This is a genomic window from Bradyrhizobium sp. B117 (assembly GCF_038969555.1).
Classification (GTDB): domain Bacteria; phylum Pseudomonadota; class Alphaproteobacteria; order Rhizobiales; family Xanthobacteraceae; genus Bradyrhizobium.
The window spans coordinates 3,011,000-3,025,225 of the sequence record NZ_CP152414.1 but is presented as its reverse complement, the minus strand read 5'-3'; the positions used below and the strand labels follow the sequence as shown (position 1 = coordinate 3,025,225).

Annotated in this window: 13 protein-coding genes; 7 read left to right on the top strand and 6 right to left on the bottom strand. The window is 61.3% G+C overall.

Going from position 1 to position 14,226, the window contains the following annotated elements; all coding sequences use genetic code 11:
- The first annotated feature begins 2 nt into the window (after positions 1–2).
- Genes AAFG16_RS14810 through AAFG16_RS14795 form a run of 4 tightly spaced genes read left to right on the top strand, consistent with a single transcriptional unit; the run spans position 3 to position 3,285 of the window.
- The gene (locus AAFG16_RS14810) at positions 3–782 is read left to right on the top strand and encodes an SDR family oxidoreductase (protein WP_342739590.1); all 780 of its coding nucleotides are present in this window, start codon (positions 3–5) and stop codon (positions 780–782) included.
- Positions 783–806: 24 nt separating this feature from the next.
- Positions 807–1,547 (top strand): SDR family oxidoreductase, encoded by a 741-nt coding sequence (locus AAFG16_RS14805; RefSeq protein ID WP_342739589.1) that lies wholly within the window; start codon positions 807–809, stop codon positions 1,545–1,547.
- Positions 1,548–1,570: 23 nt separating this feature from the next.
- On the top strand, positions 1,571–2,287 hold the full coding sequence (locus tag AAFG16_RS14800) for a GntR family transcriptional regulator (protein WP_283085213.1): 717 nt from the start codon (positions 1,571–1,573) through the stop codon (positions 2,285–2,287).
- Between the two features lie 23 nt (positions 2,288–2,310).
- Complete coding sequence (locus AAFG16_RS14795; protein ID WP_342739588.1) at positions 2,311–3,285, top strand: tripartite tricarboxylate transporter substrate-binding protein; 975 nt, start codon at positions 2,311–2,313, stop codon at positions 3,283–3,285.
- Positions 3,286–3,935: 650 nt separating this feature from the next.
- Here the strand turns inward: AAFG16_RS14795 and AAFG16_RS14790 are convergent.
- Positions 3,936–5,114, bottom strand: a complete 1,179-nt coding sequence (locus AAFG16_RS14790; RefSeq protein ID WP_342739587.1) for an acyl-CoA dehydrogenase family protein — start codon at positions 5,112–5,114, stop codon at positions 3,936–3,938.
- 218 nt (positions 5,115–5,332) lie between these two features.
- Here AAFG16_RS14790 and AAFG16_RS14785 point away from each other — a divergent pair, with 218 nt between their 5' ends.
- Positions 5,333–5,782 (top strand): cytochrome b/b6 domain-containing protein, encoded by a 450-nt coding sequence (locus AAFG16_RS14785; protein WP_342739586.1) that lies wholly within the window; start codon positions 5,333–5,335, stop codon positions 5,780–5,782.
- 279 nt (positions 5,783–6,061) lie between these two features.
- Here the strand turns inward: AAFG16_RS14785 and AAFG16_RS14780 are convergent, their stop codons facing one another.
- From AAFG16_RS14780 to AAFG16_RS14770, 3 genes are all read right to left on the bottom strand, one after another.
- Positions 6,062–6,535, bottom strand: a complete 474-nt coding sequence (locus tag AAFG16_RS14780) for a winged helix-turn-helix domain-containing protein (protein WP_342739585.1) — start codon at positions 6,533–6,535, stop codon at positions 6,062–6,064.
- A complete protein-coding gene (locus tag AAFG16_RS14775; protein ID WP_342739584.1) occupies positions 6,516–6,830 on the bottom strand; it encodes a hypothetical protein in 315 nt (104 codons plus the stop codon). The genes AAFG16_RS14780 and AAFG16_RS14775 overlap by 20 nt, the downstream gene beginning before the upstream one ends.
- A gap of 270 nt (positions 6,831–7,100) precedes the next feature.
- Entirely contained in the window at positions 7,101–7,691 is a 591-nt protein-coding gene (locus tag AAFG16_RS14770) for a TetR/AcrR family transcriptional regulator (RefSeq protein ID WP_342739583.1), read from the bottom strand.
- Between the two features lie 378 nt (positions 7,692–8,069).
- Here AAFG16_RS14770 and AAFG16_RS14765 point away from each other — a divergent pair, with 378 nt between their 5' ends.
- Positions 8,070–8,402: an aminotransferase class III-fold pyridoxal phosphate-dependent enzyme gene (locus AAFG16_RS14765; protein ID WP_283086888.1), complete on the top strand. Its 333-nt coding sequence runs from the start codon at positions 8,070–8,072 to the stop codon at positions 8,400–8,402.
- 3 nt (positions 8,403–8,405) lie between these two features.
- On the opposite strand, the gene AAFG16_RS14760 is transcribed toward AAFG16_RS14765, so the two are convergent.
- The gene (locus tag AAFG16_RS14760) at positions 8,406–8,849 is read right to left on the bottom strand and encodes a winged helix DNA-binding protein (protein WP_342739582.1); all 444 of its coding nucleotides are present in this window, start codon (positions 8,847–8,849) and stop codon (positions 8,406–8,408) included.
- Between the two features lie 414 nt (positions 8,850–9,263).
- Between AAFG16_RS14760 and AAFG16_RS14755 the strand changes: the two genes are divergently transcribed.
- A complete protein-coding gene (locus AAFG16_RS14755; protein ID WP_342739581.1) occupies positions 9,264–10,517 on the top strand; it encodes a patatin-like phospholipase family protein in 1,254 nt (417 codons plus the stop codon).
- A gap of 63 nt (positions 10,518–10,580) precedes the next feature.
- On the opposite strand, the gene AAFG16_RS14750 is transcribed toward AAFG16_RS14755, so the two are convergent.
- The gene (locus AAFG16_RS14750; RefSeq protein ID WP_342739580.1) at positions 10,581–13,940 is read right to left on the bottom strand and encodes an adenylate/guanylate cyclase domain-containing protein; all 3,360 of its coding nucleotides are present in this window, start codon (positions 13,938–13,940) and stop codon (positions 10,581–10,583) included.
- Positions 13,941–14,226 lie beyond the last annotated feature (286 nt).

Genomic DNA, 14,226 nt, shown 5'->3' with positions numbered 1-14,226 from the left:
CGATGGCTGTGATGAAGGGCAAATGGGCACTCGTGACCGGCGCGACCGCGGGCCTCGGACGGGCCATGGCGGACGGCCTTGCCGGCGCGGGTGCCAACATTGTCCTTCACGATCTCCTCGCGCCGAAGCAGACCGCGGACGAACTCCGCGCCCGCTTCGGCGTGGAGGTCGTCGCGGCAAGCGCCGATCTCGCCCAGCGCGAGGCGATCGAGGCCATGATGGCCGATTTGGTCAGCCGCTGCGGCGGCATCGATATTCTCGTCAACAACGCCGTCATCAGGCATTTCTCTGCCACCGAGCAGTTTCCGCCCGAGAAATGGGAACAGGCGTTGGCCGTCAACCTGTCGGCCCCGTTCCACCTGATCCGCCTGGCGCTGCCGGCGATGAAGCAGCGCGGCTGGGGGCGGATCATCAATCTGGGCTCGATCTATTCGAGCCGCGCGGTCGAGGAGCGCATCGACTACGTCACCACCAAGACCGCGATTTTGGGCATCACCCGTGCCGTCGCCATCGAGACGGCCCGCAGCGGGATCACCTGCAACACGATCTGCCCGGGCACGCTGCCGACGCCGGCGATCCTCAACAAGATCGCCGGCATTGCTGCCAATAGCGGCCGTCCGGTCGATGACGTGACGCGCGAATATCTCGGCGAGCGCCAGCCGACGCAGCGCTTCATCGGAATGGATGCGGTCGCCGCCATGGTCGTTTTTCTCTGTAGCCCGGCCGCAAACGACATCACCGGAGCCAGCCTGCCCATCGACGGCGGCTGGTCGGTCGCATGAGGACCTTGGAATGGGAGTGCTGCAATGACTGAACAATCGGGCCAGACCGTCGTGCTGACGGGTGCCGCCGGCGGCATGGGTCGCGCCATCACCAAGGCGCTGCTGGAGAGCGGCCGCCGCGTCGTGCTGGTCGATCGCGATGCCAAGGCGCTGCAGGAACTGGCGGCGACGGGCGGCGACGCGGTGTTTCCGATCCAGCTCGACATCAGCGACGCAAAGGCCGTGGATGGCATGCCGGATGCGATTCCCGGTCATTTCAAGCCGGTCGACGTCCTCATCAACAACGCCGGACACGATATCGGTGGGCGGACCCGCTTCGACATCGGCTCCGCCGACGATTGGTCCAACATCATCCAGACCAATCTGATCGGCCTGATGCGCGTCACCCGCGCGATCCTCCCCGGCATGGTCCTGCGCAATACCGGCCATGTCGTCAACATCAGCTCGATCAATGCCGTCCGTATCGTCCCTGACATGGCCGCCTACAGCACCAGCAAGGCGGGCGTGCACATGTTCACTGAGACCCTCCGGGGCGAGCTGGCCGAAACCGCAATCAGGGTGACCGAGCTCCAGCCCGGCCTGACCCGGACCAATATCATCCTGACCCGCTACCGCGGCGATACGCACAAGGAAAAGGACTATTTCGACCAGTTCAGGATGGCGCTCGATCCGGCCGATATCGCCCGGTCCATCGTCTTTGCCCTCGACCAGCCGCCGCACGTTCAAATTGCCGAAATGATGATTCTGCCTGTAAACCGGTACTGACTTTTCCCGAACAGGACCCGGACATGGAAAGACGTAGCGAATTGCAGTCGACACTCCGCATCGAGGACGTCCCGACCGTCCGGGCGATGGTCGCGCAAAAGCTGCGGGAGGCGATCATGTCCGGAACGCTGAAACCGGGCCAGCGCCTGGTCGAGCGCGAGCTCTGCGAGATGATGGGCGTCAGCCGCCCCTCGATCCGCGAAGCGCTGCGCGCCCTCGAGGCCGACGGGCTGGTCAATACCGTCCCGCACCGTGGCCCCGTGGTCTCGACGATCAGCCTGGAGGAAGCCCGGCAGCTCTACGCGGCACGCGCGGTCCTCGAAGGATACGCGGGCCGCGAATGCGCCCGGCTTCACGACCCGGAAGTCGCACGCCGGATCGGGGATGCCCTGACACGGCTGAAGGCCGCTGCCGCCAGGCAGGATCTGGTCGGCTGCCTGGAAGCCAAGACCGATTTCTACGCCGCGCTGATCGCCGGCTGCCGCAACGCGTTCATCGAGCGCATGCTCAAGCCGCTCCACGACCGCATCCAGCTGTTGCGCATTACGTCGATGTCGCAGCCGAAGCGGATCAACAAGAGCCTGCGCGAGGTCACGGCGATCTGGCGCGCGATCCAGAGCGGCGATGCGGATCTCGCCGAGCGCTGCTGCGTCGACCACATCAACGCGGCCGCAGTGGCCGCGCTGGACATGATTGAAAAATCGTCGGCGGCCAAGGAGGCGGCGCCTTCCGACGACTGAAAAATGCCGCCAGGGAGTGTTCGATGAAGTATCTCGTACGATCGCTGATCCTGCTTTTCCTGTTCTACCCTTGCGGCACCGCGATCGCGGACGACTATCCCAATCGCCCGGTCACGATGATCGTGCCGTTCTCGGCTGGCGGCCCCGGCGACGTCATCGCGCGCATCCTCGGCAACGCCATGAGTGCGACGCTGAAACAGTCCATCGTCATCGAGAACGTCGTCGGCGCCGGCGGTACGCTGGGCACCAACCGTGTCGCCAAGGCCGCGCCCGATGGCTACACGCTGCTGCTCATGCATGTCGGCCAGGCCACAGCGCCCGCTCTCTACGCAAAATTGCCGTTCGATCCTGTCGGCGACTTCGCCATGATCGGGCTCGTGACCGATGTGCCGATGATCCTGGTGGCCCGGCCGAACTTTCCGGCCAAGGATCTGAGCGAGATGATCGCGCGCATCCGCAGCGAGGGTGACAAGATGACCTTCGGCAATGTCGGCCTCGGCTCAGCCTCGCAGCTCTGCGGCCTGATGTTCATGAGCACCACCGATACCAAGCTCTCGCAGATCTATTACAAGGGCGGCGGCCCGGCTCTGAACGACGTCATCGCCGGCCATATTGATATCTATTGCGATCCCGCGACCGGGCCGACGCCGTATATCCAGTCAAAGACGATCAAGGGCTACGCGATCACCAGCAAAGCGCGTGTCGCGACCCTGCCTGACGTGCCGACCTCGGCAGAGGCCGGCGTTCCCGAATTCGACGTCACGACCTGGTACGGTCTCTACGCCCCGCGCGGCACACCGAAGCCGGTGGTCGACCATCTCGTCGGCGCGCTGCAGACGGCACTGAAGGATCCTGCCCTGATCAGCCGCTTTGCCGAACTCAGCATGGCGCCGGTCGAATCCAGCCGCGCAACGCCGGATGCCCTGGAATCCTTCCTGAAGTCCGAGATTGGCAAATGGGGACGGATTATCAAGGCGGCCGGAATCGAGCCCCAATAGACGCCAAGCGGCGGTGGCACACTAAAGCGCGATGAGATTTGGATGAATCGTCATCGCGCTTGAGGTCGTTGTTTACGCATGATCTTTCCGGAAAACCGCTTCGCACTTTTCCAGATCATGCTTTAGCGGCTTACTTCAGCGACTCGCTGATTGCGCTTGTGGTCTTTTGTACGACTTGGATAAGGGCCTCCTCACGCAGCATGGCCATGCGTTATGGAATGCCGAATAACGTCACCGTCATTCGGTCCAAGGGCCCGCAAAAGGGTGGCATCGTCCAGGGCGGCGTCGTCGCAGGATGGATGTCGCGATGGCAGCCGCATGCCTTGTGAGCGGGGAGCCAGGGATTGCCGTGCACATCCGGGCCTGCACCGCTCATATGGACGCGTGATCCGGCGCGGACGCAGCATCGGCTTTATGGAAGCGGAGCAACGGGATTCGAGCGATCTGCTGATTGCAACGGCAAGTTCGACGGCAGCGATGCGGGTTCAGGAGCGCAAGATTTCAAGCAAGCAATGAGTTCAAGCCGATCGTGTCGACATGCGCTCTGTGCATCGATCGGAACCGCTCCGCGAGAACCGAAAGACGGGGCGGCGCGGCGTGATCGGGATGCACCGGAAGAATTTTGCTTTGCTCCAGATGCGAGGGCCGGCTTAGCGCGGCTTGAGCAGTTCGCGCGCGACGATCAGCTTCTGGACCTCGGTCGCCCCTTCATAGATTCGAAGGGCGCGGACCTCGCGATACAGGCTCTCGACGATTTCGCCCTTGCGCACGCCGCGTCCGCCAAACATCTGCACCGCGCGATCGACGACCCGCTGGGCGGTCTCGGTGGCGGCCAGTTTTGCCATCGCAGCTTCACGCGTGGTGGGGAGCTTCTGGACGTCGCGGCGCCATGCGGCGCGGTAGGTCAGCAGCGCCGCGGCGTCGGTTTCAGTCGCCATGTCTCCGAGCGCGGCCTGGGTGAGCTGCAGATCCGACAGCGTCGCACCGAACATGCGTCGTGCCTGTGCGTGCAGTCGCGCCTCCTCCAGTGCCCGTCTGGCAAAACCCAGCGCGGCTGCAGCAACCGAAGCCCGGAAGATGTCGAGGGTCCGCATCGCGATCTTGAACCCCCCGCCAGGCGCCCCGAGCCGCCGGGTATTCGGAATGCGGCAGTTGTCCAGCCGCAGGGTCGCCAGCGGATGCGGCGCGATGATGTCGATGCGATCGGCAACGCTGAGGCCGGGGTCGTCCGGAAACACGACGAATGCGGAGATGCCGCGCGCGCCGGGCGCTTCGCCGGTTCGGCCAAACACCGTGTAGACGTCGGCGATGCCGCCGTTGGAGATCCAGGTCTTCTCGCCGTTCAGAACATAACTGTCGCCATCTTCGCGTGCCGTGCAGGTCATGGCCGCCACATCCGAGCCGGCCTCCTGCTCCGAAAGCGCAAAGGCCGCCAGCCATTCGCCCGAACGGACTTTCGGTAGCACGGCATGTCGCAGCTCCGCCGACCCGGCAAGCGCGATGGCGCCGGATCCGAGGCCCTGCATGGCGAAGGCAAAATCGGCGAGGCCATCGGCATAAGCCAGCGTCTCACGCGACAGGCAGATCGAGCGGGAATCGATGCTCGTCACGTCGCCGTCCGGCGCCGCAACCGCGCAATCGAGCAACCCCTCCGCGCCAAGCGCACGCACGAGCTTGCGGCAGGCGTTATCGACGTCGCGGTGATCGGCAGCCTGAAGACCACGCTGCGCGACGAAACGATCGAGCGCATCGCAAAGTGCACGATGACGCGGCTCGAAGAACGGCCAGTCCAGCCAGTCGCGGAAGATTGTCTTTGCCGGTGAGCCCATCTGTCGCTCCGCAAGGTCGGGTGTCTGCCGGGCGGCCGGCAGGCTCTCTGCCGCGCCGGCGATCGTAGGCGCCAATGCAGGCCGTGCCATAACTGCTTTAAGCCTAAACTATTTCCCTGCCCAAGGACATGTCAAGGCGCCCGAGGCGTGACGACATCCGGGCCGATGCGCATTGCCTGACGTGCATTCGCGGCCGTTCCCGGCAAGGAGTTCAAAGTATGATTCACGACGTTCGGCCAAGGATCGATAAGTATCCGGCGGCACTGCGGATCCTGCTTTGGGTGCGCGCCCTGCTGATCCTTGGCCTCATCGCCGCTGGCTGGACGATGACCGTGCTGGATGACGCCCTCGCGGCGAAGTTCAACCTGCTTTATCCCTGGCACAAATCCTTCGGCGTGCTGGTGTTCCTGATCGTTCTTGCGCAGCTTGCGATCCGCGCGATGTCGCATCTGCGGCGTGCTATCTCCAGGGCTGGAAACGATCTCGACCAGGGAATACGCCCCGCCGGTCTCGGCAGCAGACACCCGGATGCAGCACCTTTCGCCGGGCCTCGTCTGCAGCCATTCGCCATCGCCTTCGGAGCTGATGGATGGGATCGTGGGCTTCATTGTCGATGCTGTCATGCTCAATCTCCGTATTGCCGATGTTTGCCCAGGCGAAAAGCCTGATGCAATCAACACGAAGCATCCGTTCGATCAGACAGCAATCGCGCAAGCGTTACCGCTGTAATGCGTGTCGCGACGCCGTCTGATGGTGACGGTCGCCGACAGCCGAACTGAGCCGCGCTCGCCTTCGAGCCTTCCCTGCACAAGGAGCATTTCAGTTTCAACATGCCGACACCGCCGTCAGCGACCATCGGTCAGCGAGGCCGCACCAACGGCTCAAAACCCCTGCCCCCACACGAGAGGCGCCTCACAGACGCCCGGCCTCCCATGCCTCGACACGTTTCACAATGGTTTGACCGGCACCTTGAAGGCGTATCCGAGATTGCGCACGGTCTCGATGGCCTCCGGGGCGCCCGGAGAGTTTTGTAGTTTCCGCCGCAAGCGACAGACGCTGACGTCGATGCTCCGATCCATAGTGTCCAAATTCAAACGGACCGCTTGCATCAGGTCCAACCTGGAAACGATCTCCTGAGGCTTTTCCAGAAACGCAAACAGAAGGGCAAACTCGCTCTTCGTGAGGGCGACCGGATCTCCGGTTTCGTCCCGCATAATCCGCGAGCGTCGCTCCAGCGTCCATCCGTTAAACGAGTATCCGCGGGGTTTGACGCCATGAGGCGATGCACCGGCGACATTTGGCTGATTGCTCAATATCGCGCGTGTTCGTGCGACCAGTTCACGCAGACTCAGCAGCCGTGCAAGATAGTCGTCGGCGCCACGTTCCAGGCCCGCGATCCCATCACCCTCGTCGAGGTCCACCGATGAGGATGACTGGCGCGTGAAAGAGGGATCGGATCTCACGCAGCAGATCAAGCCCACCCTCTCTAAGCAATTCAAGATCCAGGATCACCAGGTATGCGCCCGGCTGCATAAGGCATCGGCGCAGTTCCAGCCATCCCGACACTGAGGTCGCGTTCATACTAAAGCTTTCGAAGTAGCGGACCATCTCGAGCCGGCGTGTAAAGTCGCCATCGGCGATGATGATCCGTGTATTTGCTCCGGCGGCTCTCGCGGTAGAAACAGACAATAACGATTGATTTGTATCGACCCTCATAGAAGCTCAAAGGCTATATGGCGCAAGATGATATGGATTAGCGGGACGAACTGCTTTTCGCCATCGAGCACGGTTGCCCGAAACACGGTCTCTTCGAACGCCACCCAACGACCGGCAGACACAGTTCGGCCGTTCGTTGAGTCTCGTTGTCGCAAAGCGTCATTTCGGGAGCGATGTCCCTTCGGCACAAGGCTCCTTAGCCGGCGGCGCAACAGAGCAGACACGCACTCGAAGGGGCCCTCGATCTGATGCTGCCTCCAGTGTGTACGATCATCGACTCTCCACAACGACCGATCGAATTGCGCATTGTGAAAGGATCTGGGCATGCGTTCGCGGATCGCTGCGCTCGCGACCCGACAGCCACGCCCGACAGAATATCTGCGCTGGACCAATGATCTGGCTGATGAAGATCGAGATCGGCATCTCGCGCGCAGCGCCCGATGCCACGAGTGGATCGAACCAGCTCGCGAGTCCATTTCGAAAGGCCTCGTTCTCCGCCTGCTGCTCCTTGCGGAAGTCCGCCAGCCATTCCGCTCGCGACTGCTCAAACAGAAACTTGGCATCCCGCCGCTGTTCCACGACCCATCCAAGATGCGCTGCAACCAACATTGCGACGCCGGTCTTCGCGTCGGGAGAAGAAGCCAGCGGTGCCAGCATGGCCGAATGATACGAACGAAGCGCGGCAAGGAGCAGCTCCGCGGCCAGCCCCTTCTTCGATCCGAAAAAATGAAAAAAGCTCCCGTTCGACGCCCCGGCCAGGGCGCAGATTGACGTCACGGTGGCGCCGTCGAACCCAACCTTTTCAAAGGTTCTAAGACCCGCTGAAAGTATCGCGGATTTCGCCGCTCCATACTGACTCACTGCTCTAAGTTTCCGCTCTAGAGTTCAGCTCTAGTTTCGTTAAGCGAAGACCCATCGGAACGCAATGCTTGGGAGAACACATTTTTTGCTGGCCGGCCGAGCGGTATCCCGCCCAGCGGCGGCGGCCGGCATCCCGCTGATCTTCGACGAGGTCGTCACAGGCTTCTGGAGACTGGGAGCGCCCTTTACCGCGCAGGCTTTGGGCGTCACGCCCGATCTCGTCACCTGCGCCAAGGGGATGAGCAACGGCGCCGTTCCCATGGGCGGCGTGCTGATCCATCAACACGTGCATGACGCCATGTCGCAGGGACCGGAGGCCACGGTCGATTCGCTCATGGCTACACCTACTCCGGCCACCCGCTTGCCTGCGCCGCCGCGATTGCCACGCTCGATGTCTATCAGGAGGAAGGCATCTTCGAGAGAGTCGCGCGCATGGCCGGAAAATGGGAAGCCGCCATTCACGACATCAGGAGCGCCGGCGGCGTGGTCCGCGACATTCGCAACCTCGGGCTACTTGGGGCCGTAGAGATCGAGGCTGCCCCGAATGCTCCTGGTCAACGGGCCCGCGCCGTGGCCAACCATTGTCTCGAAAACGGAATCTTCATTCGCGCCGTTGGCGATACACTGATCCTATCGTCGCCTCTCATCATCAGCGAGGAGCAGATTAGTCAGATCGCCGATGGTATCAGGAACGGCATTCGGACGGTCTGACCGTCATAGGAAATTGTCGCGGCCTTGCGCTTTGATCTCGGTCTCCAGCTGCCGATCGAGCTTGTCGAGGCTTCGCCTTAAAACCTCGACTTCGTGCGGATCGAGCGCGGCCATGAGCTTGCGCTCGACCCTAACGACGAATTTCTCAATGTCCTTGTAGACCTTGCGGCCATCGGCCGTGAGGCTCAGGCTGGCGCGGCGGCGGTCGGCCTTATCCACGTCACGATAAATCAACCCTCGACGCACCAGCAATTCGATGGAGCGCGCGACCTTGAACGCATCGGACGAGGTCAATTGCGCAAGCTGGGTCGCCGTCAGCGGACCCGCCTCGTTGCGCGAAATCCCTCGCAGGACGACGTTCGATATCTGCGACAATCCGCGATGACGCCCATCCTTGCGGTCGAGAGCGTCGACGTCGACCGCGACAGGCGCCCGATCGTCTATCATGAGACCCGATTTGCAGGGGAACGCGTCCAGTTCGTGGTGAAGCGCGGCGATTGATTGCGGGAAGACAGGGCTGACGCTCGCGAACACACGCTTTGGCCCATCGTCTGCCGACGCGAAGCAGCGTAACGTCCGCGGACGCGAAAGTTCAGCCAGGCGTACCGAGTTCTTGGAATCGCCGCATCCGCCATGCGCGCAGAAGACGACGCCAAATACCCACGCTCTCGTGACAAACATCAAAGGTGAACTGGTTCACAATTGGACGGGCCAGACTGCGATACGCTGAGTTGCGTTCTTGGTCGCCATGTGCCGGTGCGGGCGGCATGTTCTAGAACCCGTCGAACCTCGACATCGCCACGTAATTCAGGAATCCGATCGGAGAATAAGTGCTGCGATAAATTGAGTGGAGGAATCCAAATGGTGAAGAGAGCTATTGCACTCGGCGGAGGCGGTCCGGCAGCAGGACTGCACATCGGTGTTCTGGAAGCTCTCGCCAATGCAGACATAAAGTTTGACGTGTGGGCGTTGTCCTGCATCGGCGCCTGGGTTGGGATTGTCTACAATCAATTTGATGGAGTTGAAAACAAAGCCAGGGCGGAAAAGACCTATCAATTCTTCAAGAATGGCGTGTTTCGAGACAACGAAGGCTACAAGCGCTTTCCCATCAACACCGTGTTCGGCCCGGATTGGGCAGGAAGCATTAGCAGGGCTCTGACCAGCTTCGTCATAGATCCCAAGAACTATCAGCATTTATGGGACCCATCGAGCATGTTGAACGCCGTCAGGGAGACTCTGTCGCTCTGGTTCCCTCAACAGAAGTTCACGATCCCGGACGAGGGAGACATCAACAGATGGATCCTTAACCAGGTGCTGGCACCCAATCCATTCGTTCGCTATCTCACGTCCATGATGTACCTGTCCCACGTCACTGGCCTCTCCAAGATCAACTATCCGCATAGCCAATTCATGAAGAGCATAAATTTCAAGGCGCTTGAAAAGGCTGAACCATTCCCCTTCATATTTCACAACGCCTGGAATCTTGACGACCATAAGCTCGCGTTGTTTTCCAACCGACCAATGACCCAGCAAAGCGACAAGAAAGAGTACAAAGGGCCAATCAGCGCGTCCAGCCTATGTGCGTGTTCAGCTCTTCCCTTCATCGAAGAAACCGTAGAGATCGACGGAGTTACTTACTGCGAGGGAGCGCTGGTCGACACGGTCAACTTCGAGAGCTTGCTCGAGGAGCACCGTGATCTGGACGAAATATGGGTGAGCAGGATCGTCGATTCCGGGCAGGTCCGCAAACCGAAAGACCTTCATGATGCCCTGGCGAATCTCTGCCAGTTATTCGCAGCGACCGTTGGCGAGGACGACGTCAGGATCTTCAAATATCACGTGCAGTACGACCAGCCCAAATGGGACGGCATAATCGTCGAGATCCAGGTGCCGGGGCACATCAATTTCAAATGGAATCACAGCAACCTCTATAACGGCCGGGAGCTGGGAAAAGCCGCGGCGGAACAGGCCATCAAAAGGTATCACGCACATGGAGACCTTCCGCCGCATGACGGGCCACACTTCATAAATGAGCATCCGGAGAAGAACGACAAGGTGGGATGGCAAAAGGTGCAAGATACGTATCATAAATGCCGAGAGCGAGCGGATGCGTAGTGCCAAGGTAAAGCAGCTCTACGACCGTTGAGCCAGACTCCAATATCTGTCGTCCAGGCAGAATTACCGCAGTCGGTGGAGTAGCGCCTTAGCTTGCTTGAGATCCTGCGTTTCAGAGCCCTCGGTGAACCCCGCATAGACGGGGGCGAGCAAGTCGAGCGCTTCCTTGCGTCTGCCCTGATCGATCCACAAGGCGCCGAGGTCAACTGCAACTCGAAGTTCAAGGGCCTTGGCGTGTTGGCCTCTTGCAGTTGTCAGCGCGCACTCGAACAGTGATTGCGCCTCGGCACCGGCTCCCGGTACGTCATCAAAGAGCAGCACGCGCGCCTTCAGTCGATACAGTTCGGCCTCAAATATCCGCTCGCTATTGCGGTTGGTTGTGGCAAGCCCCTGTTCGATCAGCTCGAGCGTGGCCTCGCGCTGGCCGATCGACAATAAGGCCGGGCTCAGGAGCACGTAGAGCGCGGTGATGCCGAGCTGATAGCCCGCGTTGCGATATTCGTTCATCGCAGCCTGGATTTCCGCGAGCGCGGCGGACGAAGGATCAAGAAAGGTGGCACTTATCCCCCGAACGGCGCGCGCCAATCCTCTCCATTGCCGGAATCCATGCTCCTCCGACAAGGCAAGACAGCGTTCGGCATAAGCGTGCGCAGCCGGGAACTCGCCCCGAAGAGCGTGGAGAATGGACGCATAGTAGCATCCATAGGCCTGCGAATGCGGATGACCGATGGCGTCGGCACGCTGAATGGCGGTATCCAGTCGTGCGAGTGCGGTATCGGGGCGGCCCAGCAGCCAGAGCGCCCACGACATCAGGGCAAGGTCGGCCACGCCCGCATCCTGGCCAGCGGCACGCGCCGCCAATCTGTCCTGCTCGTTGCTTGCCTCGAACGCTTCGAAGGCCCGTACGATAACGTCGTGGGCTCCTTCGAGATGACCCATGAAAAGTCGAATCATGCCTTGCCCGCGCATCGCGTTGAGCAACGTTGGTCGATCGCCGCGCGCCTCCGCGAGTTCGAGCAGCGCCGAGATCATTTCCACGGCGACCGGCAACTCACCACGAATGACGCTCGCAGTGGTCAACCAGAACATGATCTGTAGTTGCTCAGGGGGATCCTCGAGGCGCTGGCACAGCTCGCGCGCGCGAGCGAAGATCGCCACCGCATGTGGCGAGGCCGGTCCCTGGGTAGCGATCAAGCATGGTCCCAGCGCGAACTGGAAATCAAGCTCTCGTCTGTCCTTCCGAGCGCCGTCAGCCAAATGGGCGAGCACCTCGATGCCCTTGCGCAGGTGTGCGATAGCTTCGAGGTTGGCGGAGCGCATGGCCGCCTTCCTCCCCGCCTGCAGCCAATATTCTCCTGCCTTTTCGAACAGTCCCGCCTCCGTAAGGTGGAGTGCGAGAGTCTCGGGTTGAGCCTCCACAATTTCCGGGAACCGTTGCTCGAACACGTCCGCGATGGTGGCGTGCAGTGCTGCGCGCCGGCTCTTCAGAAGCCCCGATTCTGCGGCATCTCGCACGAGCGCATGCTTGAAAGTATAGACCGCACGCGGTATCTCGCCGCGGCAGAATATCAGCTCCGCCCGAACCAGCTGGGCGAGCGCCTCCTCTAGCGTCTGCCTTGGCAACTCGGCAACGGCGCTCAGCAGTTCGTAAGAGAACTCGCGTCCCACGACGGCGCCGATCTGAGCCACGTATTTCACTGGAGCCAATCGGTCGAGCCTGGCCATCAGCGATGCGCTCAACGTCGTTGGAATCGCCATCGATGGTAGCGGACGGCTGAGCGTGTAATGGTCGTCCCTCTCCTGTAACAGCCCTGTTTCCAGCACGGTCTTCGTCAGTTCCTCGACGAATAAGGGTACGCCATCGGTACGGGCGAGGATTTGGTGCATGACCTCCTCCGGGAGCGTCTTCCCGGCCGTGACACGCTCGACCAACGCCGCCCCGTTGCGCCGACTAAGCCGTGTGAGCGAGATCGTCGTCACATGTGCATGACCAGGCCAGGGCGGCGCGAACTCCGGTCTCGCGGTAATCAGCAGCAGCACTCGAAGCCGCGGCAGCTTTTCCAGTGTAACAGCGAGCAGCTCCAGCGAAGTTGGATCCGCCCAATGGGCATCCTCGAATATGACGAACACTGGCCGCTGCGCCGCCAATGCCTCAAGCTCGGCCAGGAACGCCGCCAGCGTCATGTCCTTGCGGGTCTGCGGGGTCATCTCGGGCAGGCGATAGCGGTCGTTGAGCGGAAGCGACAGAAGGTTGGCCAGGGCCGGCACCACGCGATCTGCATCGGCGCCGGACCGCAACAGCAGAGCTTCAAGCTTGGCAAACTTCTCCGTCGGCGTCTCGCCTCGCTCGAACCGGGCGGCACGTTCGAGATTGGCAATGAACGGGTAAAGCGCACTGTTGGTGTGGTGTGCCGAGCAGAAATGGCGGATCGTAATGTGTGGTTCGGCTTTGAGCCGCTCTTGAAGGGCCAGCGCGATGTGCGACTTACCGATACCTGGCTCTCCAGTTAGAACCACGACGCAGCCTTCACCCGATGCGACGTGCTGCCAGCGCCGCAACAGCAGCTCGATCTCCTCGTCACGCCCGATTAGCGGCGTCAACCGAGTCTTGTGCTGCGCTTCGAAGCGGCTTTCCACTCCGCTGATCCCGAGTACCTGCCAGGCAGGTATTGGCTCCGCCCATCCTTTGAGCACGACAGAGCCGAGATCGCGGTATTCGAAATGTCCATGTGTGAGCTGGTGCGTACTCTCGGAGATCAGCACCATACCGGGCTCGGCGAACTGCTGCAGGCGAGCGGCCAGGTTCGGTGTCTCACCAATGACTGCGTGCTCCTTGGCGGCGCCTTCGCCAATCAGATCACCCACGACGACCATTCCGGTGGCGATGCCGACGCGGACCTGTAGTCTCGTACCGATATCTGTCTGTAGGTTGGCCACGGCATCGACCAGTGTCAGCCCCGCGCGCGTCGCCTGCTCGGCATCGTCCTCGTGCGCTTGGGGATAGCCGAAATAGGCAAGCACGCCATCCCCCATGTACCGCGCGATGACGCCTTCATTCCGGGCGATAACACCAGCGATGCAGTCGTGATAAGCACCGATTATCGAGCGCAGGTCCTCTGGATCCAGTCGGGTCGCAAGTGCCGACGACTCCACCAGATCGCAAAACATGACCGTCAATTGGCGCCGCTCGGCGCTGTCTCGCGGCGCTGGTTTAGCGGACGTTTGGACTGATACGACGCCTTCACTCTTGAGTTCGGCAATCGCGCGCAGAATCTTGCGCCGGTGCCCAAGCAGGACGCCAAGATCCTTGAGGTCCTGCTCCGTGAGATCGCCAACGACCGAGAAATCGATGGCGTTCTCAGCGAAACGCTGGGCGTACTCCGCCAAACCGATCGATGCGAGCCACTCTGCAGTACCTGTCATGGGATACCTATGGCCTATGCCATGAGAATAGCACATTGGAGGGGTCTGCGAAGGAGCATCCGTCGATGGAATCGCCGATCGTCGGACCTTCTCGCTCGGCCTAACACGGTGGGCCAACTGAAATCGCGCGGCGTAGTACGTACTTTCGATGGCGTCCCGGCCCCTGTTCTTGAAGGCCTAACCGCGTTCGATCACTGACGCGTTTGCCTATCGAAAGATGCGGCAGCATGTCGCGAAGTCGATTTCTGATTTGGCGGCGCGGCGGCGCAGTCGCGCCGATCGGCTG

Bases quoted from the DNA above. Each gene is read 5' to 3' on its own strand.
- AAFG16_RS14810 (WP_342739590.1), top strand. From the start codon at position 3: ATGGCTGTGATGAAGGGCAAATGGGCACTCGTGACCGGCGCGACCGCG.
- AAFG16_RS14805 (WP_342739589.1), top strand. From the start codon at position 807: ATGACTGAACAATCGGGCCAGACCGTCGTGCTGACGGGTGCCGCCGGC.
- AAFG16_RS14800 (WP_283085213.1), top strand. From the start codon at position 1,571: ATGGAAAGACGTAGCGAATTGCAGTCGACACTCCGCATCGAGGACGTC.
- AAFG16_RS14795 (WP_342739588.1), top strand. From the start codon at position 2,311: ATGAAGTATCTCGTACGATCGCTGATCCTGCTTTTCCTGTTCTACCCT.
- AAFG16_RS14790 (WP_342739587.1), bottom strand. From the start codon at position 5,114: ATGGGCTCACCGGCAAAGACAATCTTCCGCGACTGGCTGGACTGGCCG.
- AAFG16_RS14785 (WP_342739586.1), top strand. From the start codon at position 5,333: ATGATTCACGACGTTCGGCCAAGGATCGATAAGTATCCGGCGGCACTG.
- AAFG16_RS14775 (WP_342739584.1), bottom strand. From the start codon at position 6,830: ATGAGGGTCGATACAAATCAATCGTTATTGTCTGTTTCTACCGCGAGA.
- AAFG16_RS14760 (WP_342739582.1), bottom strand. From the start codon at position 8,849: ATGATAGACGATCGGGCGCCTGTCGCGGTCGACGTCGACGCTCTCGAC.
- AAFG16_RS14755 (WP_342739581.1), top strand. From the start codon at position 9,264: ATGGTGAAGAGAGCTATTGCACTCGGCGGAGGCGGTCCGGCAGCAGGA.
- AAFG16_RS14750 (WP_342739580.1), bottom strand. From the start codon at position 13,940: ATGACAGGTACTGCAGAGTGGCTCGCATCGATCGGTTTGGCGGAGTAC.